The 19,997-nt window shown below is 46.3% G+C and carries 17 protein-coding genes; 15 read left to right on the top strand and 2 right to left on the bottom strand.

Annotated elements, in window-relative coordinates; genetic code table 11:
* Nucleotides 1–167: 167 nt before the first annotated feature.
* The 4 genes from BP95_RS30900 (at nucleotide 168) to BP95_RS0118840 (ending at nucleotide 3,693) form a co-directional block, all read left to right on the top strand.
* Nucleotides 168–1,079, top strand: a complete 912-nt coding sequence (locus BP95_RS30900) for an ATP-binding cassette domain-containing protein (RefSeq protein WP_051614138.1) — start codon at nucleotides 168–170, stop codon at nucleotides 1,077–1,079.
* Entirely contained in the window at nucleotides 1,072–1,776 is a 705-nt protein-coding gene (locus tag BP95_RS0118850; protein ID WP_028533008.1) for an ABC transporter permease, read from the top strand. Before BP95_RS30900 ends, BP95_RS0118850 begins: the two co-directional genes overlap by 8 nt.
* Before the next feature lie 334 nt (nucleotides 1,777–2,110).
* Nucleotides 2,111–2,377, top strand: coding sequence for a CD3324 family protein (locus BP95_RS0118845; RefSeq protein ID WP_021253788.1), 267 nt, complete (start codon nucleotides 2,111–2,113; stop codon nucleotides 2,375–2,377).
* 266 nt (nucleotides 2,378–2,643) lie between these two features.
* Nucleotides 2,644–3,693, top strand: coding sequence for a phosphotransferase enzyme family protein (locus BP95_RS0118840; RefSeq protein WP_028533007.1), 1,050 nt, complete (start codon nucleotides 2,644–2,646; stop codon nucleotides 3,691–3,693).
* Between the two features lie 74 nt (nucleotides 3,694–3,767).
* On the opposite strand, the gene BP95_RS0118835 is transcribed toward BP95_RS0118840, so the two are convergent.
* Nucleotides 3,768–5,366, bottom strand: a complete 1,599-nt coding sequence (locus BP95_RS0118835) for a M3 family metallopeptidase (protein WP_028533006.1) — start codon at nucleotides 5,364–5,366, stop codon at nucleotides 3,768–3,770.
* 351 nt (nucleotides 5,367–5,717) lie between these two features.
* Between BP95_RS0118835 and BP95_RS0118830 the strand changes: the two genes are divergently transcribed.
* The 3 genes from BP95_RS0118830 to BP95_RS0118820 all read left to right on the top strand — a co-directional run bounded on the left by BP95_RS0118830 (nucleotide 5,718) and on the right by BP95_RS0118820 (nucleotide 9,450).
* Nucleotides 5,718–6,560, top strand: a complete 843-nt coding sequence (locus BP95_RS0118830; RefSeq protein WP_021261505.1) for an aldo/keto reductase — start codon at nucleotides 5,718–5,720, stop codon at nucleotides 6,558–6,560.
* Between the two features lie 191 nt (nucleotides 6,561–6,751).
* Complete coding sequence (locus BP95_RS0118825) at nucleotides 6,752–8,371, top strand: AraC family transcriptional regulator (RefSeq protein WP_139170645.1); 1,620 nt, start codon at nucleotides 6,752–6,754, stop codon at nucleotides 8,369–8,371.
* Between the two features lie 110 nt (nucleotides 8,372–8,481).
* Nucleotides 8,482–9,450 carry an ABC transporter substrate-binding protein gene (locus tag BP95_RS0118820; protein WP_028533004.1) on the top strand — a complete coding sequence of 323 codons (969 nt, stop codon included), beginning with the start codon at nucleotides 8,482–8,484 and terminating at the stop codon, nucleotides 9,448–9,450.
* 84 nt (nucleotides 9,451–9,534) lie between these two features.
* On the opposite strand, the gene BP95_RS0118815 is transcribed toward BP95_RS0118820, so the two are convergent.
* The gene (locus BP95_RS0118815; RefSeq protein ID WP_021253782.1) at nucleotides 9,535–10,071 is read right to left on the bottom strand and encodes a superoxide dismutase family protein; all 537 of its coding nucleotides are present in this window, start codon (nucleotides 10,069–10,071) and stop codon (nucleotides 9,535–9,537) included.
* A gap of 256 nt (nucleotides 10,072–10,327) precedes the next feature.
* On the opposite strand from BP95_RS0118815, the gene BP95_RS0118805 reads away from it, so the two are divergent.
* The 8 genes from BP95_RS0118805 (at nucleotide 10,328) to BP95_RS0118770 (ending at nucleotide 19,618) form a co-directional block, all read left to right on the top strand.
* Nucleotides 10,328–10,672, top strand: a complete 345-nt coding sequence (locus BP95_RS0118805) for a CHY zinc finger protein (protein WP_021253780.1) — start codon at nucleotides 10,328–10,330, stop codon at nucleotides 10,670–10,672.
* Nucleotides 10,673–10,972: 300 nt separating this feature from the next.
* Complete coding sequence (gap, locus tag BP95_RS0118800; RefSeq protein ID WP_021253778.1) at nucleotides 10,973–12,031, top strand: type I glyceraldehyde-3-phosphate dehydrogenase; 1,059 nt, start codon at nucleotides 10,973–10,975, stop codon at nucleotides 12,029–12,031.
* Nucleotides 11,992–12,171 carry a GapA-binding peptide SR1P gene (locus BP95_RS30895; RefSeq protein WP_021253777.1) on the top strand — a complete coding sequence of 60 codons (180 nt, stop codon included), beginning with the start codon at nucleotides 11,992–11,994 and terminating at the stop codon, nucleotides 12,169–12,171. Before gap ends, BP95_RS30895 begins: the two co-directional genes overlap by 40 nt.
* Nucleotides 12,168–14,897, top strand: coding sequence for a pyruvate, phosphate dikinase (ppdK, locus tag BP95_RS0118790; protein ID WP_021253776.1), 2,730 nt, complete (start codon nucleotides 12,168–12,170; stop codon nucleotides 14,895–14,897). The genes BP95_RS30895 and ppdK overlap by 4 nt, the downstream gene beginning before the upstream one ends.
* Before the next feature lie 222 nt (nucleotides 14,898–15,119).
* The gene (locus BP95_RS0118785; RefSeq protein ID WP_227774997.1) at nucleotides 15,120–15,728 is read left to right on the top strand and encodes a helix-turn-helix transcriptional regulator; all 609 of its coding nucleotides are present in this window, start codon (nucleotides 15,120–15,122) and stop codon (nucleotides 15,726–15,728) included.
* Nucleotides 15,729–15,744: 16 nt separating this feature from the next.
* Nucleotides 15,745–16,548, top strand: coding sequence for a pyruvate, water dikinase regulatory protein (locus BP95_RS0118780; RefSeq protein ID WP_021253774.1), 804 nt, complete (start codon nucleotides 15,745–15,747; stop codon nucleotides 16,546–16,548).
* Nucleotides 16,549–16,589: 41 nt separating this feature from the next.
* Nucleotides 16,590–17,567: a class II fructose-bisphosphatase gene (gene glpX, locus BP95_RS0118775; protein WP_021253773.1), complete on the top strand. Its 978-nt coding sequence runs from the start codon at nucleotides 16,590–16,592 to the stop codon at nucleotides 17,565–17,567.
* Between the two features lie 335 nt (nucleotides 17,568–17,902).
* Nucleotides 17,903–19,618, top strand: coding sequence for a methyl-accepting chemotaxis protein (locus tag BP95_RS0118770; RefSeq protein ID WP_028533001.1), 1,716 nt, complete (start codon nucleotides 17,903–17,905; stop codon nucleotides 19,616–19,618).
* Nucleotides 19,619–19,997 lie beyond the last annotated feature (379 nt).

The following is a 19,997-nucleotide window of genomic DNA, read 5'->3' as shown; positions in this document are numbered from 1 at the left end:
AGTGTTCCTCAACGGTTCGGTCATGATCTGGATATCGAATAACTGCGGTATGGATTGACAACGTTTATTCTTCTTTGCATGCTGTTACAACCTATTAAGATAATGGTACTATATAGCATGTGCATGTTTGTTTTTAGTGGAAATGATAGATTCGGGAGGATATCTGATTGGAAGGGTTAGTAAAGTTGGAGCAAGTGACGAAGAGCTATGATCGTCGAGTCATCCTGCAACGTGTAGAATTGTCTATCGGAGCGCATGAAGCAGTATCGATTACAGGAACGAATGGATCGGGGAAAAGCACGCTGCTCCGCTTGATTGCCGGATTAGCCAAGCCAACGAGCGGAATGATTCATCGTCACGGAGGAAGCAAACAGCGTATTGGCTTCGTTCCTGATCGACTGCCGAAGCTGCGGCTTACACTGATCGAGTACCTATTTTCCATGGGTGGTATGCAAGGGATGAGCAAGGAAGCCATATCTGCACGGCTGGATGAATTGCTTGCCTTGTTCAAAATGGAGGATGCAGCTGCACGAAGAATGAATATTTTCTCCAAAGGGATGCTGCAAAAGGTGAACCTCATGCAAGCTGTACTGAATAAGCCTGATTTATTGCTGCTGGACGAGCCTTTATCCGGATTGGATACGGACTCACAGCGAGAGCTTATTCGTCTGCTCGGACATATGAAGCAGCAAGGCATTGCAATGGTGATGTCATGTCATGAGGCATCTTTGGTCGATCAGCTTGCGGATCGATGCGTAAGCATTCACCGTGGCTCTATTTCAATTACAGAGGTTCGTCCGCTCGAGGAAGATGTGCAGATTGAGGTGACGGTACCGACATCTCTGTCTCTAAGTGATGAGATCGCTCGAATAGAAGGGATTCTCGGTTATAAAGAGCATGATACAATCTCGGACAGGTATGTCATACGTTCGAGGCAGCATGATTCAGATCGCGTGCTGTTAGAGCTGCTAATGCGGAAATGTTCGATTGTATCCGTTCAAGCAAGTGCCGCCCATGGATATACTGGTTCAAATTATGCGCAGCAGCCTTCTCGACAGGAGGGACGCGAATATGCTTAAAGCAACCATATGGTACTTGCTGCGCAACTACAGTCGATCGTATCGCTACATACCGCCGTTATTCACGTTCTTGATTAGTTTGGGCTTGTTCTATACATATTCACCGAATCCGATTATGGGCAGCTTCTCATTCACGACGATGCTGATTTATATCATGGCAGCATGGTTCAGCTACAGCTTCCTGAAGACGGAGCATGCGGTTCAGGAAGAACTGACAATCTTGCATGTGAAGAGCCGAGCACTCTATTTGATCGGGCTTATTTGTTCGGTTGCGCTTATCATGTGTTTTATTGTTGTGGTTGCAATTGTTTACCCAATCGTGTTCGATAAATTTGACGAGCCTATTCGGTTCGAGCATCTCATTGTCGGGCTGTTCACGCACCTCAGCTCTGCACTCCTGGGAATTGCGATATCGCTGTACTTTGCGAAACGGGTGGAGCGTGCTAGCTATGCAATTGGCGGGATACTGCTTATTCTTGCACTGTCCTTCTGTCAAGGAGCACTTATCGCAAAAGCAGGCATAGCAGGTGCGCTTCTATCATGGGTATTTCCGCCTGCCTATCATACGATGAATATGCTGCTGAACTATAGCAGTTATACGATGACATCAACTGTTGGTACGATCGGGTTATCTATTGGATATGCGGTGCTACTGATGATTCTGCTCATTCAAGTGCTGAAGCGGGTTGAAGAGTAGTCTGCAGATCATGGGCGCAATTATATGGAGGTACATCATATAAACGAGAGACTCTTACGAAGCGAGGAGTAATATATGGGGAAAATCAAAATCAGCTAAGGGCTATCGCTAGTTTATTACTTTATTTTCTTTGATAAGGAGAATCGCCATGACTGATAACGGTAGGTTACAGATGCGCTCTATGCAAAGTCTGAACTATGAACAACGGCGGTTGTTTGTATAGAGCTGAAGCCTGAATGAAATAGATACCGCCATGACTTCAAATGAAGTTATGAAGTTGATAGCTTAGACTTTGCTCTCTTCACAGTACATTTCTGTAAGGAGTAGAGCGAAGATGAAATATGTAAATGCAGATCGAGTATTACCCAAGACATTGATTCAAGAGATTCAAAAATATATCCAAGGCGGACTGCTATATGTCCCTGCGCCGAAGTCGCAGCATAAGAAATGGGGCGAACAATCGGGAGGCAGGAAGATGTTGAACAGGCGGAACACGGCTATTCGTCATTCCTTTGCAGCGGGCTCAACGGTAGATGAGCTTGCAGAGCAATATTGCTTATCCTCGGACAGCATTAAGAAGATTGTATATACAAAATCATAGTGATTTGGATGTAAAGACTGCATCAGAGGGATCTGGTGCAGTCTTTTTTATTAGCAACATGTTGCAGCTTCTTGCAGCGTGTTTGTAATGTTTGTTTTAAATGATTTTTTCCCTATGTTGCTTGGAGTGCACCTACTACAATAAAGGCTGTAAGAGCAGCTTATGAATGTGTCGACCGAGAAATAGTTCGATAAGAACATCCAAGCTTCGATACGAACTTCATGTGGCAAAGTGCTCGAATATGCTCAATATTGGAGTGGAGAAAAATGATTTCATTCTTTCAATTCGACACGAACGAAGAGAAACATGTGCTGCTGGCACGGGCGAGAAATGTGGCGCTAAATGCTATTCAGAAGTATGACATCGCATGGAAAAAAATCCAATTCATACAGTTGTCGGATACGATTACGTATAAGATTGAAGCGACTTCTCAAGAATGTTATCTACTGCGTATTCACTCGGATCGGTGCAGTCGAGATGAGATTGCTTCCGAACTCGCCTTTCTTCAGATATTGCATCATTCGAAGGAGCTGACAGTGCCGACTGGGGTGGCGAGCAAGGATGGATCCTATGTAATTGAAGTGGAAACGGAAATGGGTTATTGCAGGCCCTATGTCACGTTGATGAGATGGGTAGAAGGGGAGCATGCTATGGCATTAACGGATAGCCAAGCGTATCGAACCGGTACGATGATGGCACGACTCCATGAGGAAGCTGCACATTATGTTCCTTCCTCTGATTTCACACGTCCCGCCTGGGGCATTGACAGTTTTAGGAAGGAGTTCAAGAAGCTCGAACGATATTACCCTCGATTTTTAGCCAAGCAAGGTTGGGATCTCTATCAAGCAGCGGCCGATAAGGTTATTGCTCAAGTTGCCGGGATGGAACGAAATGCTGATACATATGGTCTGATTCATGCTGATTTGCATACAGGGAATGTTGTATATACCGGGGAAGAGCCACGTCCGATTGATTTTGGTCGGTGCGGTTATGGTTATTATCTTTATGATATGGCGGGTGCACTATTAGGACTTGGTGTAAAGCAGCGCAAGCAGTTTATTGCAGGATATGAAAATGTGAAAAAGCTGTCCAGCGGCTATATTCAGCAGGTGGAGTGTTTTTTTATCATGTTTATGATCGAGAACTACTGTCATCATGCTGCAAATCCGGAAGAGACGGAAAATCTGAAATCCGAACAGGTATTTGCACAAACGTATTTGCATGCCTTTTTGCAAGATTCGTCGTTTTTATTCCGCCGAGTTGATCCGGTTCAAATAGGAAGTCCAGTGAACCCGGTGAACATCACTTCTCATTAGAACGTGCAAGGGGAATGCGTAGCGAGATATTATTCTCTCTTGCATTCCCCATATGTACGAGTACGATTGTTGTATTATTGTTTGCAGTGCGAGCTTACGAACTGTTGGACAAAATACTTAGGATGAAGTGGCTCGCCCGTTGCACGTTTCAATAGATCATTCCATGTCCATGTCGCGCCAGGGAAGAAAACTTGCTCCTTTACATAAGTTCCAGCTTCTAGAGAGAACAAGTCTCGCGAAATGTTCGTCATGATATAATGATGCAGTTGGGAAGCGGTCAGTTCACCTAATATATAGCTTTGATAGCTTACGGGAGCGAGCGTGAAATGCATCTTGGCGGCCCAGTCCGGATGCCGGGTATCCTCTGGCGCTTGCAAGTGCTGGATCTCTTCTACGAGCTGCCACCAACGTTCATTCACATTGGTATGCGGACGCTCATACAACTCGCGCTCGAACTTCACAAATGTAATATACCATCTCATACTGACCAGCATCTCGCGTTGAAGAGTATCGCGCAGGGCAGAGGCATGGGAAGCAAAGGCGGTTGGTTCCGGCTTAATGAAGCGGGTAATCCAATCCTGATCCTTTGTCATTCGGCCAAAGAGCATCGCAATCGCTTCGGTAGTAAGCGTATGGGCAGGCTTGCGTAGAAGGAAAGGCAGCGCTGCGTCAATATTTTTCTCATATGCCGCATGACCGAACTCGTGCAGCATCACACTCATCCAAAATTCGCTCGGATTCATGCTCATCATGACGCGTGGTTCGCCCGTACGTCCCATATCCGTGCAATACCCATATGGATATTTCTTATCGCGCGGATATAGGTCACTGCGTGCGATTACATCTGTGATATTGAGCCCCATACTTTGAAACGTCTCTGCTGTAATGGCTTCCATCCTTTTATTTTGTAAATACTCAGCCATACTCCATTCACTGACGGCAGGCGTACTTTGAAAGAACGGATCTGAATAATGCCACGGCCTAAGCTGCGATACCGTAATACGAAACTTTTGAGCTAGTTCCTCGTCAATTTGCTGCTTCACGAGCCGATACGGTTCTTCACTCTGGACAAGCAGCTCATCGATTAAGGCAAATACGACGTCAAGATCGAGATCCTGCGCGCTATATTGCATCTGATAATAATTGTCGTAACCAAGTGTGCGAGCCTCTTCATTGCGCTGCTGGATAAGCTGCAGTGCGCGATCGCAGACCTGCTTGCCGATTTGCTTGCTAGCGAGCCATGCCTGCTTGCGTTCTTCCGGATCAAGACTCGTTTCCAGAATCGTGCGAATATCATTATTCGATACATGCTGGTTCTGTATGGTAGGACGGTAGGAATTGAAAATGTCCACTAGTTCCTTCGTCATGCGAGTAGAGCGTTCAGCCAGCTGCGGATCTAACTGTTGATTGATCATCAAGTGGTGAAGCTCTGTAAGCTGACGTTGTTGTAATGATGTAAGCTGCTTATTCTCTAGGTGCTTCGTAATGAGGGCGAACCGCTCTGTATCTGATAAATAACGCTTCCATTCATTTTGAGCAACCTCCAACGCATCATTCCATGATTCCTCACCTGTAGAAGTTACCATCCATCCTGCTTGACCAATCTTTACGCTTAGCTCCTTAAGAATCTTGTTCTCACGCTGCAAAAAAGACTCCACATCCATGACATCCATAAGAATTCTCCTCTCCATAACACTACTAGCACAATGTGTAAGTTTATAGTTATTACCATACCAAAATAATGAAATTTGGAATTTTTGATTTATGGCATTAATCGTACAATTAGGTAGGTATTATTGACGTATAGCTGGCTGTACCGGGGAAATGAATAGAGCAGGCAGCTCCAATTAACAGTTACTTAGAGGTAACAAGGTTACTTCTAGGTTACTAGAACACTTCAAAGTGCGTACTTCCTTTTCGAATTCATGTAAGCCATAATGCATGTATCGCATTATATTGATATTCGCCGATCACATGATGTGAACGGGTGGACGATCATGAAGAAGACTTAGGAGGAACGTGAAATGGCAGCGAATTTACAAGATAGAGTGACATTGCATAATGGAGTGACAATGCCGTGGTTCGGACTTGGTGTGTTCAAGGTGAATGACGGTTCCGAAGTTGTCGATTCCGTTGCGGCAGCAATCAAGAATGGATACCGCAGTATTGATACTGCGGCTATATATGGAAATGAAGAAGGCGTAGGACAAGGGATCCAAATCGGATTGAAAGAAGCGGGTATCGCGAGAGAAGACTTGTTCATCACTTCGAAAGTGTGGAATGCGGACTTGGGTTATGAATCTACGCTTGCAGCCTATGATGAAAGCCTGAAGAAGCTCGGTCTCGAATATTTGGATTTGTATCTAATTCACTGGCCGGTAGAAGGTAAGATTAAAGACGCATGGAGAGCGTTGGAGACCCTTTATAAAGCTGGCCGCGTGAAAGCAATTGGGGTGAGCAACTTCCATATTCATCATTTGCAAGATTTGCTGAAGGATGCAGAAATCAAACCAATGATCGACCAAGTCGAATTCCATCCACGTTTGACACAGCAAGAGCTTCGCGAATTTTGCTTGGAGCAAGGCATTCAGTTTGAGGCATGGTCTCCGCTTATGCAAGGACAACTGCTTGATCAACCTGAATTGCAAGAGATTGCTAGCAAGCACGGAAAATCGGTTGCACAAGTAATCTTGCGTTGGGATTTGCAGCATGGCGTCATTACCATTCCTAAATCGATTAAGGAACATCGGATCGTAGAGAATGCCTCCATTTTCGATTTTGAATTGTCACCAGAAGAGATGGAGCGCATTGACGGATTGAATCAACATCATCGTGTTGGTCCAGATCCCGACAATTTCGACTTCTAAATTGGATAACGAAGGGCTGCCCAAGTCACTAGTGTGACAAGGGGCAGCCTTTTTACGTTTATTGAACGGTCATCATGCATCATCTATAGACAAATGAAAACGAACATGAGAAAATAAATGACTGATATTGAGAATCATTATTAATTAAATAATAATCGTGGTTAACGAATGATAGGAGTAGGGGGAAAGTGGTGAAAGAGGATATACACAACGCCTTTTTACATAAGACCTTGTTGGAAATCAAAGAGATGGAGCAGGTTGCAATTCACGATAGTAGGAAATGGGAGAAAAAAGAGCTTATATCGCATATGTTACTGTTTGTAGTGAAGGGTAAAGGAAAATTGTACATGAACGACGGATGTAATGCTGCAGAGCTGCTGCCGAATACTGTTTTTCTATTGCCGGTCGGATCCGTTCTTGCAGCTGAATGCGCCGCGAAACATGGACTGCACCTCTATAAAATCGAGTTCGACATCTATCGCGCAATGGAATGGAGCGATAAGAGAAGAGTATATGAGAAGGAGTTGACTTTGCCTGTTAGCGGGGAAATACGGGTCGAGCAGCAGCATCACATTAGACGCTTGATTCGATTATTATGCAAGGACAGCCCCTCTATAACGCGTATGGCTCATTCCCCTTATCAGCCTCATCTACATGATATATTAAGCGTCATATTTGAAAACAGGACGTCCAGGATATTAGATAGCACCGACAATTTGCTGGATTGCACAATTGAGTATATGCAGCAGGCATTTTCCACAAATATTACCTTGGCCAAGCTAGCAGATCAGGCTGGTATGAATCCTTCTTATTTCTCTCAACTATTCAAAAGGAAAATGAAGAAGAGTCCAATCGAGTATTTGACCGATCTGCGCATGAATCAGGCGAAGAAGCAATTGCTGCAGCCAAACGGTAAAATACGCGACATTGCCCAAGATGTCGGATACAAGGATGAGTTTTATTTCAGCAGGCGATTTAAGACATACAGCGGAATCGCACCAACCGCATATATGAAGCAGCAGCATATACATATCGTGTCACTCTCTCAGCCATACACAGACCATCTTTTAACACTGGGCGTGAAGCCATTAGCCATACATATCGACAAAGAAGCGCCAATGATGTCTATGCCAGTCTATGATCGAATGTGGGAACGATATCGAGAATCGTTATTGATGAATAAGCCCGATATGATTTTGTGCAAGGATCACATTTCCCAGCAAATGAACAGGTATTTTGGGGATATCGCTCCCATTGTAACGATTCCTTGGAAGCGTTTAGACGTGTTCGGACACATGCGCGAGATTGCCCGTCTTGTGGGTAAAGAAAATGAAGCTTATGAATGGATAGCACGTCACGAAGAACGAGTCGATCGCGACCAAAAAAAAGTAAAAGCAATGATCGGGGAAGGTACGGTTGGGCTGCTTACATTTGTCGATCATAAAGTAAAACTATATGGCGCGCGCAACATTGGACATGTGTTTTATCGATCTTTGAATTTATCACCACCTGAACAAATTCGAAGAGAAATAGATAAGCACTTGCCTGGAACGGTCTTTAATTGGATGTCTGCGACCACAGCAAATTTATCTGATTGCGATACGGACTATTTGTTCCTTGTAACGAAGTCTGGAGAGTGGGCGAGAGATTCCATAAAAGAGTTACAGCAGAGCGAAGGCTGGCGCAGTCTCCCTGCCGTGAAGTATGGTAATGTGCATGTGTTGGATTGGGACAAATGGATGATGTATTCTCCACGGTCAATTGAAAGTCAACTCAGCGAGGCCGTAAGTCTGCTCATGGCTGCAAAATAAAAATTATACAAGTAGATATCTAAAGATATGGCATGGATTAATGGATAGAGTTCGATCATAATAATGATTATCATTTTCATTTAAACAACATATAAAGGGGTTTTGGCATCATGATTACACGTCATCGCATGAAGATACTTACTTGTATCTGCACATTACTCGTAATGATTACTGCAGCATGCAGCGGGCAAGTGCCCTCAAATAAACAGAGTGAATCGGGGAAATCATTACAGGTTCAAACGGCCACTTCCGATACGAAGCTGCCAGCTGATATTGCAGGAGCAGACAAACGGATTGCGGTATTATCTATTCCTTTTACGAGCGACTTGCTTGCTTTAGGAATTACCCCGATAGGAGCGGTCACGCAAAAAGGTAAAGAGTTTCTCCCACATGTAGCTGATCTCTTGCCACATACGCAAAATTTAGGGAATTCCCAAGATCCCAACCTTGAAGCGCTCGTGAACGTGGAACCAGACCTTATCATCGCGCAGGAAGAGCTGATAAAAGGCAAGGATGAACTTGAGAAGATTGCGCCGACAATTGTGCTTAATTTCAAGCAATCGACCTGGCAAGAACAGTTGCAGCAACTCGGTAAGGCGTTAGGTAAAGAAAAGGAGGCCGAAGCGTTCATTGCCGATTATAAGCAAAAAGCCGCTACAGCAAAAGAATCTATCAAGCAAGTGCTTGGTGACGAGACGGTGTTAGTGCTGCGCGTCATGAAAAAAGAGCTCAGAGTATACGGATTAGATCGCAATTATGGCTCATTGCTTTATCAAGACTTGGGGATTAAGCCCGCCAAGGGCTTAGAAAGTATAGGCCGAGGAAAGGAAGGGCCGCAAGCCATCTCCAGTGAGCTGCTGCCGGATTTCGATCCCGATCACATTCTGCTTGAGGTATCTGCTGACAAGGCTGCGCAGCAGCTGTTCAAAGAGTTGGAGGATAGCTCCATCTGGAAACATCTAAAGGCGGTTAAAAACGGCAACGTTCATACGATTGAACAGCAGCCATGGTTAGATTACTCGGCTCTTGGCCAGCTTAAATCGTTGGATGAGGCGGTAAACCTATTTACGCGCAAATAGGTGACGGCGTCTAGCAAACAATAAGGGGCTGCCATTACATCATCAAGGATGACGGGTGGAAGCCCCTTACTCTTATGACCATTCCTATTGAATGACCCCACATGCAATGCGATCACCTGAGTTGCCTGACGGATCAGTCTTATAATCATCAGGCTGTGCATGGATGATTAACGCTGTACCGCCTGACTTCAACAGCGAATTCGGCTTATCCTTCTCCAGCGTGACCATCTCGGTTGTGAAGGTGGCTTGCGCTTTGCCGTCTTCTCCTACCTCAAGATTCGGCAAATCTCCACTATGGTAACCCTTCGGATTCTCAAAGCCATGCTCCTTATGAGTCGGGTTCAAGTGGGCCTCAGCGGTCTTGAAATCAGGGGTATCGCAACGGCCTACCGCGTGAAAGTGTATGCCATGCTTACCTGGTGACAGACTTTGGACATCGATCGCCATTTGAACCTTATTGCCGACTTGAGTTAGCTGTGCCGTACCGATGGAATCCCCTTTCGTGTTAATGATATTTACGTTTACACTGGGAGACTTCACTCCGGCCATTGTTTCCTTAGCTACACATGCGCTAAGCAGCAGACAGCTTGTCAGCAGGCACGCGAATACGAATTTCTTCATGTTGACCTCCTTGAGTAATATCGTGTCGGTAACAGTGTTCACCTATTTTTCAGAAAGAAAACCGTCTTTCTTTAATTTTGCTCGTGGCTGGAGAATGAAGTTTGCAAATATGGTATGCTTGTACAAGAAGAAACGAGACAAGGTACTATACAAGGGGCTAGCACGATACATGATGTTTGCGATAGATATGAAGCATGCTAATTTGAAGATAGCAATAAGAAAGTAATAGGAAGAGAGCCTAAAGCGAGGGTTGAGCATGATTCAGGTGAAAGGTGCAATTGATACGAAGACGAGATGCCGTCATTATCATTCAGAGGTGGACGTAATTGCGATTAAGTTCAAATGCTGTGGTACGTATTATGGCTGCTATTATTGTCATGAGGAGGCAGAGGATCACGAGCCTATGGTATGGCCAATAGCGGAATGGGGTACGAAGGCGATTTTATGTGGCAATTGCCATACGGAGCTCACGATTCATGAGTATCTTAGTTGTAACTATGAGTGCCCGATATGTCGAACCTCATTTAACCCAGGATGCAAGAACCACGATCATTTGTATTTTGAACAAGAGAAGGTAACGGCGGTTGTGAGTAAAGGCTAGAGAAGCAGACGGAAAATATACTTTCTTACTATGGAATACACAAAAGATGACTTCTGAATGGATCAGAGGTCATCTTTTTTTGTGGGATCTAGCTATGGCTAGGAATGTGCAGTTGTTTGTGGTCATTAAGACATGCTTGATGTTGTTTATAGTATGTATTATATGCACCCAATTTTCATTATAATACACATTTAAACCGTTGATTACCGAAATAAAATCGAATATAGTGTGTATTATATATTGAAATTCCATTTATTATGACGTAATATATGAGTTGAGCAAAGGAGGTTCAAACGATATATGCTGAAACGACTCGGTGTGAGTGGTACAGGAAGAATCGGCAGATTAGTTATTCGCAGTCTGTTCATGAATGGAAACGGTGCATCACTTGGCCTTATTAATTCTACCTGTGCACCTGATCAATTGGCGCATCTCTTGAAGTATGATTCGATTCACGGTCGCTGGGAGGAAGATATTAAGGCGGGAGATCAATGCCTTATCATTCGGGGACATCGGATTCCGTTAGTAAGCGAACGCAACCCAGAACTGCTGCCATGGAGAGAGCACGGAATTGATGTTGTCGTTGATGCAACAGGGAAGTTTAAGAGTCGTTCAGAAGCATCCCTGCATCTGCAAGCGGGAGCGAAGCGGGTTGTCGTGACAGCCCCAGGTAAGGATCTGGATTGTACTATCGTAATGGGCGTGAACGAGCACGCATATGATCCGCAGGAGCATACACTTATTTCTACTGCTTCCTGCACAACGAATTGTCTAGCTCCGCTTCTTCATGTTCTTGATCAGGAATTTGGCTTGGGCTACGGTTGGATGACGACGGTCCATGCGTATACGAATGATCAGAAGCATCTGGATAATGCACATTCGGACTGGAGAAGAGGCCGTGCTTGCGGCAGCTCCATTATTCCAACTTCAACAGGAGTTGGCAAAGCCTTGAAGGATATTCTGCCCCATCTGGCGGAGCGGGTTCAGGGTCTGTCCTTGCGAGTTCCCGTGCAAAATGTATCCTTAGTCGACCTTACTGCTCACTTGCACTGTGAAGTTACGAAGGAAGACATCGTCCGCGCATTTACAAATGCGATTAAGGAAGGCATGGGGCATTATGTAGAATACAACGAGGAGCCGCTTGTCTCCTCCGATTATATTGGCAACAACAAATCTGCAATTATTGATGGGTTATCAATTCAAACATCAGGGTATCAGGTGAAGCTGCTGGCATGGTATGACAATGAATGGGCATACGCATGCCGTGTAACGGATTTCGTCAAGTATATGTTCGTCCAATCCGAGGAGGTAGAACAATCATGCGGAACCAAATCGATGAGCTCATTGATCAGTATGTAAAAGAGAACGACTTGGGCACAATCATTTGCCGATATTGTGATGACATTATTGATACACTGCCTACGAATGGCGTGAAGACGAAATATATGGTGTGTGACAAAGAAGCGTGCCGCGAGCAAGAGGGGAGTGCTACGGCTTGATAAGTGTGCGCGTGAATTCGTTCCGAAATGGTGGCAAAGAGGATGCTGAGCTGCTGGGCGGCAAAGGTGCTAATTTGGCTGAAATGACGAAGGCGGGACTCCCAGTCCCGCCAGGCTTCACCATAACGACAGAAATGTGCAGACAGTATTACAGCAATGGATGCCGACTTCCCGAGGGATTAATGGATGAAGTAATGCGTGCAATGGTGGAACTGGAAAGAGTACAGCAGCGCCGATTCGGCAGTGCTGAATGCCCGCTGCTTGTATCGGTTCGATCAGGCGCTGTGACATCAATGCCTGGAATGATGGATACGATACTCAATCTTGGGCTTACAGATCAGACAGTAGAAGGATTGGCTAAGCTCACGCACAATCGCAGATTCGCTTATGACTGTTATCGCCGCTTCATTCAAATGTATGGCTCTGTTGTCTATAATATCGAGGCTGTCCATTTCGAACGCATACTTCAGCAAGAAAAGCTGCTCGCTGGGTGCACCGAGGATCAACAGCTTACGGAAGAATCGCTGTGTTCTCTTGTTCAGAAGTTCAAGCAGCTCATTGAAGTGCGCTCGGAACGCCTATTCCCCCAGGATGTGAAGCAGCAGCTTCAAGAAGCAGTTGAGGCTGTATTTCTGTCTTGGTCGAGTCCAAGAGCGAAGGTATATCGGAAGGTGCATCACATCCCACACGATCAGGGTACTGCTGTCAATATACAGTCGATGGTATTCGGAAATATGGGGGAGACAAGTGGAACAGGCGTGTTGTTTACACGCAACCCATCAACAGGAGAACCCGACTTATTTGGTGAATACCTCATGAACGCGCAGGGTGAAGATGTAGTTGGTGGTACAAGAACGCCAGTTTTGATCTCGCAGCTCGAAGTAACGATGCCACATGCCTATGAGGAGCTGGCTTTATGCGCTAAGCAGTTAGAGCTTCAATATCGGGATATGCAGGATATTGAGTTTACGATCGAGAACGGGAAGTTGTATTTGCTCCAGACCCGCAATGCCAAACGCAATGCTAGAGCTGCCCTGCAAGTTGCAGCCGATCTAGTGAAGGAAGGCCTGATTAGCAAGGAAGAGGCCGTAATGAGAATTGATGTGCAGCACCTGAATCATATGCTTCATCGTTCGCTTCATACAGCTGCGGGCTATCGTGCAATCGCGACTGGGCTTCCTGCTTCACCAGGCGCGGCATGTGGGCAAGCGGTGTTCGACGCCGACACAGCAGATGAGTGGAAGCGACTAGGGAAGTCGGTTATTCTCCTTCGGATGGAGACAACACCGGAAGATATCCATGGTATTGTTGCCGCAGAAGGGATCGTAACACTGCGTGGCGGTATGACCAGTCATGCTGCCGTTGTAGCTCGGGGGATGGGTAAGCCGTGTGTGTGCGGCTGTGAAGCGCTGCAGATTGATGAGGAGCAGCGTCAGCTGATCGCCGAGGGGAATGTCCTTCGAGAGGGAGATTGGATTACGATTGATGGGGGCAGTGGACAGGTAATACCGGGGAGAATTGAGCTTCAAGATGCCAATGTATCACCCGAGATGCTGCTCATCTTGCAATGGGCGGATGAGATTCGTGCGATGAAGGTACTCGCGAATGCGGATTCACCAGCTGATGCCCGCAAAGCAAGAGAATTCGGTGCGGAAGGTATCGGCCTGTGCAGAACAGAGCACATGTTCCTGTCACCGGCAAGAGTGCCTATCGTACAGCAAATGATTATGGCAGATAAGGATATCGATCGTCAGCTGGCATTGAATCGGCTTTTGCCAATGCAGCGTGCAGACTTCGAAGATATGTTCCGTGAGATGAACGGATTGCCGGTTACCATTCGCCTGCTCGATCCCCCGCTGCATGAATTCCTCCCGAATCTTGAGGAGCTTACAGAGCGATTGGATGCACTTCGCTCCTCGGGACAAGAAGAACGTGAGCAGGAATATGAGCGCAAGGAGCTTGAACGGATGATCCGCCGAGTTCGGGATCTGGAAGAAACGAATCCAATGCTCGGACAGCGTGGCTGTAGACTTGGAATTATGTTCCCCGAAATTTATGAGATGCAGGTAGAAGCAATATTCCAAGCTGTGCTGCGTTGTCTTCGTGATGGTGTTGCAGTTCAGCCCCAGATTATGATCCCACTTGTCGGTCACGTTAATGAACTGCAATTCCTGCGCAACATTGTCGATCTCGTGGCGGAACAGGTATTGGGTGAAGAGAGACGTAATTGCATGTATAAGGTAGGAACGATGATCGAAGTGCCTCGCGCGGCATTAACAGCAGGCGAAATTGCTCGTTCTGCGGATTTCTTCTCCTTCGGTACGAATGATCTGACGCAAATGACATTTGGCTATAGTCGAGATGACGCGGAGGGGAAGTTCCTAACGCATTACGTGGAAAATAAGCTGCTTCCTCATAACCCATTTCAAGTGCTGGATACGGAAGGTGTTGGCAAGCTGATTGAGATGGCGGTCAATCAAGGCCGCTCCGTAAACCCGACGCTCACGACCAGCATTTGTGGGGAGCATGGTGGCGACTATGAATCCATTATGTTCTGTCATCAGATCGGCTTGGATTATGTTAGCTGCTCTCCGTATCGACTTCCAGTCGCCCGTATTGCAGCGGCACAGGCGCAGATCCGTCTGGGAGGCGCATTAAGGCGACAAACAGAATCACATGCAGGAGAACGACCAGTAGATCAATCATCACAAGAAGCAGCGGTATGATTAGCTTGACCTTATAACCCTGCGCATGACTTACGGGGCGGAGTGCATGAACTTCTGCAATCAGGAGTTACGCACTTTCCGCCCAGAATGCTATAATCTTGTCAGAAGATGAACAGAATCCTACGTATTTCACGTATGGGCAGGGATCGTGATTCAAGGCGACCTTTATAGCATGAAACGGAGGGATGCGCTATCGAACTAACAACGAGACAGTTAGAAATTATTAAAATCGTCAAGAAGCATGCCCCCATTACGGGAGAACAAATCGCGGAGATGTTGACGGTCAGTCGACCTACGATTCGTGCGGATTTATCCTTGCTGGTCATGCTCGATTATATTGCGGCAAAGCCCAAGGTAGGCTATTTTCTCGGGGAGAAGGCGGAGAAGAAGGAGTCGGATTCCTACGTCCTGCGCAACATGAAGGTCGGACAGGTTCAGGGCATGCCAGTTGTGGTTGATGTGAAGACGACAGTACAGGATGCGGTTGTCACCTTATTCCTAGAGAACATCGGCAGTCTCATTGTAACCGATGAAGGCGGCAAGCTTGCAGGTGTCATTTCGCGCAAGGATTTGCTTAAGGTTACATTAGGCAACCCGAATGCGTCCTCGATGCCTGTCAGCATGGTGATGACCAGACAACCGAATATTGTAACGATTACGCCAGAGGAATCTGTATTGGAAGCTGCGCGTAAAATGATACATCACCAAGTAGACAGCCTTCCGGTCGTATCTTACCCAGAGAATCGTTCTGATCTGGAAGGGAATGTCGTAGGACGAATAACGAAGACGACGATCATCAAGCTGATGCTCGACAAAGTAGACCAGGATTAGCAGGGGGACGAAGCGTATGGGGAACGCGTCATATACGATAACCGTGTGTTCAGATTCCGTCGGGGAGACGGCAGAGGCTGTAGTGAAGGCGACAATACGACAATTCGAAGCGCCGCAAATCAGGATTAAGCGCTATATGAATGTGCGCAATGAGGAAGAGCTCCGCATGTTGATGGAGGAGGCTGCCGAATCCGGAGGATTTGTCGCGTATACGCTCGTTCAGCCTGAATTGCGGGAAGCCATTAAAGAGCATGCAATCCGTCTAAATGTTCGAGCTGTGGATGTTATGGGGCCGATGATTCAAGCTTTCGTCGATACGTTTGCGGATCAGCCGAAGCGAATGCCAGGATTGCTGCATCGTTTGGATGCCGATTATTTTCAGCGCGTTGAAGCCGTGGAGTTCGCTGTCAAGTGTGATGATGGCAAGGATCTGCATGCGATCCTGAAGGCGGATATTGTGCTGTTAGGGGTCTCTCGCACCTCCAAAACACCGTTGAGCGTCTTCTTGGCTCATAAGGGGAAGAAGGTTGTCAATTATCCGGTAGTGCCTGAAATTCAGCCGCCGGAGCACTTGTACAGCATCTCCCCAAGTAAAATAATCGGTTTGACGATGAACGCTGAGCATCTATTGAAGATCCGTTCTGAGCGGCTGAAGACGATGGGGCTTCCTGTCTTAGCTAGATATGCTTCGCTCGATCGCATCGTCGAGGAATTGGAATATGCCCGTTCATTGTTCGACCGATTAGGTTGCCCTGTCATCGATGTGACGGATAAAGCAATTGAGGAAACTGCAGGCATTGTCATGGATTTGATTACGTGAGTGAAATCAACTTGTCGTAGATAAAAGGGAGAGAAGTGGAGATGGATCGTCAGCTAGCTCTGGAAATCGCACGTGTTACAGAGGCAGGCGCTCTGGCGTCAGCCTCCTGGATCGGCCGGGGTGACAAGCATGGCGCGGATTATGCCGCTACCTCTGCTATTCGGGAAATGTTCGATTCCGTTCCGATTAATGGGACGGTTGTAATCGGTGAAGGTGAAATGGATGAGGCACCAATGCTCTATATTGGAGAGAAGGTTGGGAGCCGCTTCGGGCCGGATGTTGATGTCGCAGTGGATCCGCTAGAAGGAACAGAAGTTGTCGCGAATGGATTGAATAACGGAATGTCAGTCATCGCTATTGCAGAGAGGGGCAATCTTCTGCACGCTCCAGATATGTATATGCAGAAGCTAGCCGTAGGCCCGCTGCTCGCAGGCCACGTCAATTTAGATGATCCGATTGAGGTAACACTGGAGAAGTCCGCAGCAAGGCTGGGCAAGTCTGTAGAAGATCTCACGGTCATGATTCTTCAGCGAGATCGCCATCGTGAACTTATTGAAGCCCTACGCAGCAGTGGAGTTCGGATTAAGCTGCTTGATCATGGGGATGTATCCGGTGCGATTGTACCGGCAATTATCGAGAGTGGCGTTGATCTGTACGTCGGTTCTGGCGGAGCACCGGAAGGCGTGCTGGCTGCAGCAGCTCTCCGCTGTCTTGGCGGAGAAATGCAGGGTCGGCTCATGGTGCAGAGTCGGGAACAGCTAGAGCGCTGCAAGCGGATGGGGATTCAGCACCCTGATGCATTGCTTCGAATGGAACAGCTTGTAGGTTCGGGCGACATCATATTTGCAGCGACGGGCATCACGAATAGCGACTTGCTGAATGGGGTTCGTAACTTACCTGGTCAGCGTGTGGAGACGCATTCGGTCATTATGCGTGCGAATACAGGAACCATACGGTACTTGCGGTGTGTGCACAATATGTCGATTAAGCTTAAGTATGCGGCAGGGATGCATGGATAGAAGCCGATTTATTTCATTTCAAATGAGATGGCCATCCTTCACCTGAATGAAGATGCAGCAAGTGAACATGATCCTCTACGATCACAAATTCAACTTACTTCTCTTTTTGTAGACGAGACCCATCATGAATATACGTGCGAGAGCTGTAATGCAGCTGCTGGTAGCGTACGTTCAATGATGGGTTTTTTTGTTGTGTTTATTTGACGATCAGAGAGCCTTGAATATGATGTATTTGCAGTAAGTTTTCAGAAAAACAGATAAAAAGTCATAACATCTATAAAAATTATGTCTGATTTTGTCGATAATGATAAAGTTAACTAGAGGGGAGAGAAAGCATGAAGTTTAGATTTAAAGACCTGAACACTTCAATTAAAATTTTTATACTGGTTGGTGTCGGCATTTTGCTGCTGGCATTAAGTACGTCGATTTCGTATCGCGCCATGAACGAGATCAATCATAAGAACGACACCATTTTCAAGCATAATCTGATGTCGATCATGTGGGTGAAGCAGATTATGGTGAATAACCGTTCCATTGACTCAGCCATTTTCGAATTAATGGCAAGCAGTGATGATCGGCGGAATAGTGAGCTCAAAGCATCTATTGCTCGTTTCCGTGGTGAAAGTGATACACTCATGAAGAAATATAAGGAAGTCTTGCAAACAGATGAGGAAAAAACATTCGTAGCTGAGTATGAGAAGGCGCTAAAGCCATATCGCGATAGTAATATTCGTGCTATAGAGTTGGCAATCGCGAATAAGAACGAAGAGGCATATGACTATTACGTAAGCAATGTACGCGATTCTCGCAGTAAGGTACAAGAAGTGTTGACCGAGCTTGTAAAGTGGAATGAAAATTTGGCGGATCAGCAAGCGAAGAAATCAACGGAGCTAACGAAAGCTTCCACCACGACGAACGTAATCATCGGAATGATTTCACTGCTTGTATGCGTGCTGGTTGGATATGTGATCGCCAATCTGATTGTGAAGCCGCTTCGACAAATGCAAACCTTGATGAAGCAAGCAGAACAAGGAGATCTCACGGTTCGCGGCTCCTATGATTCGAAGGATGAGATCGGGCTGCTGATGAAGGACTTCAACAAGATGATGGACGGTTTGTCCTCGATTATGAGCACGGTGCATGAGCGTTCGGTGCAACTGCTTCACAATTCACGCTTAGTCTCTGACAATGCGAATGAAACGGCGCAAGCGACAGAGCATATTGCCGCTTCAATGGAACAGGTCGCATCGGGTGCGCAGCTGCAGCAGACAGCATCGGAGGAAAATGCGATTGCGCTTGAAGAATTTGCACGCGGTATTCAATCGATTGTCGAAAATACATCGAGCGTTGCGGAATTGGCCAATCATTCGGCTATACAAGCTGAGCAGGGCAATGCAACGATCGTCGATGCGATGGAGCAGATGAAGTCAATTAATCAATCTGTACAAACAACGGAATCTGCTGTTGAACAGCTGCATGATCATTCTCAGCAGATCGAGAACATTATTGATGTCATTACGAATATTGCAGGGCAAACGAATCTTCTTGCGCTCAATGCCTCGATTGAAGCAGCAAGAGCCGGGGAGAGCGGCAGAGGGTTCTCAGTCGTTGCTGGAGAGGTACGCAAGCTGGCTGAACAGTCTAGTGAATCAGCCAAGCAAATAGCCGAGCTTATTGTGGAAATGCAAAACAGCACGCAGGAAACGGTAAATGCAATGGCTTATGTACGTCAGGATGTTGCGTCAGGTATGAAGGTTGTTGCGCAGGCAGGGCAGATGTTCGAGCATATCATGGCGCTGGTGCAGCAAGTGACAGGGCAAGTACAGGAGACATCAGCTGCGACAGAACAGATGTCAGCAGGTACTGAGGAGATTACGGCTTCAGTTGACGAAATGGCGAAGATTGCAGCAGATACGTCTTCCACCGTACAATCGGTGGCGGCTGCATCTGAGGAGCAGCTTGCCTCTGTAGAGACCATTTCTGCTTCGATCGGGCAGTTAAAGCAAATGGCGGAAGAACTGCAGGAGATGGTGAATCGTTTCAAGCTATAATCGCATGGAGAATAGGGATTTCATTGTATTACCGGTTGCTAGAAATAGCGGCCGGTTATTTATTTTGTAAACGAAGCAGAAACATTATGTACAGAAAAAGGATGTGTCGCAGCACATCCTTTATGTATACGATTATTTATAATAGGAGTCGATGAGTGGAATAAAGTATCCACCGCCGCCTTTGACTTGGAAGCTGATAACAACATTTTTTACACCGCCAATATTGGCTTCAATTAGTGCTTTTCTCAATTCATCCCACTCTTTTTTATTCACACAAATGAAAGGAAATCATAGCTAGATAGTAGAGGAACAGAGATCTACAATCAATAGTTCTAATTGCTTATTATTCGAGCAAACTATCACTTTCCCAGCGTAAAGA

Source organism: Paenibacillus sp. UNC217MF, from assembly GCF_000686865.1.
In the GTDB taxonomy this organism is placed as follows: Bacteria; Bacillota; Bacilli; order Paenibacillales; family Paenibacillaceae; genus Paenibacillus_B; species Paenibacillus_B suaedae.
This window is presented reverse-complemented; position numbering and strand designations above follow the sequence as displayed.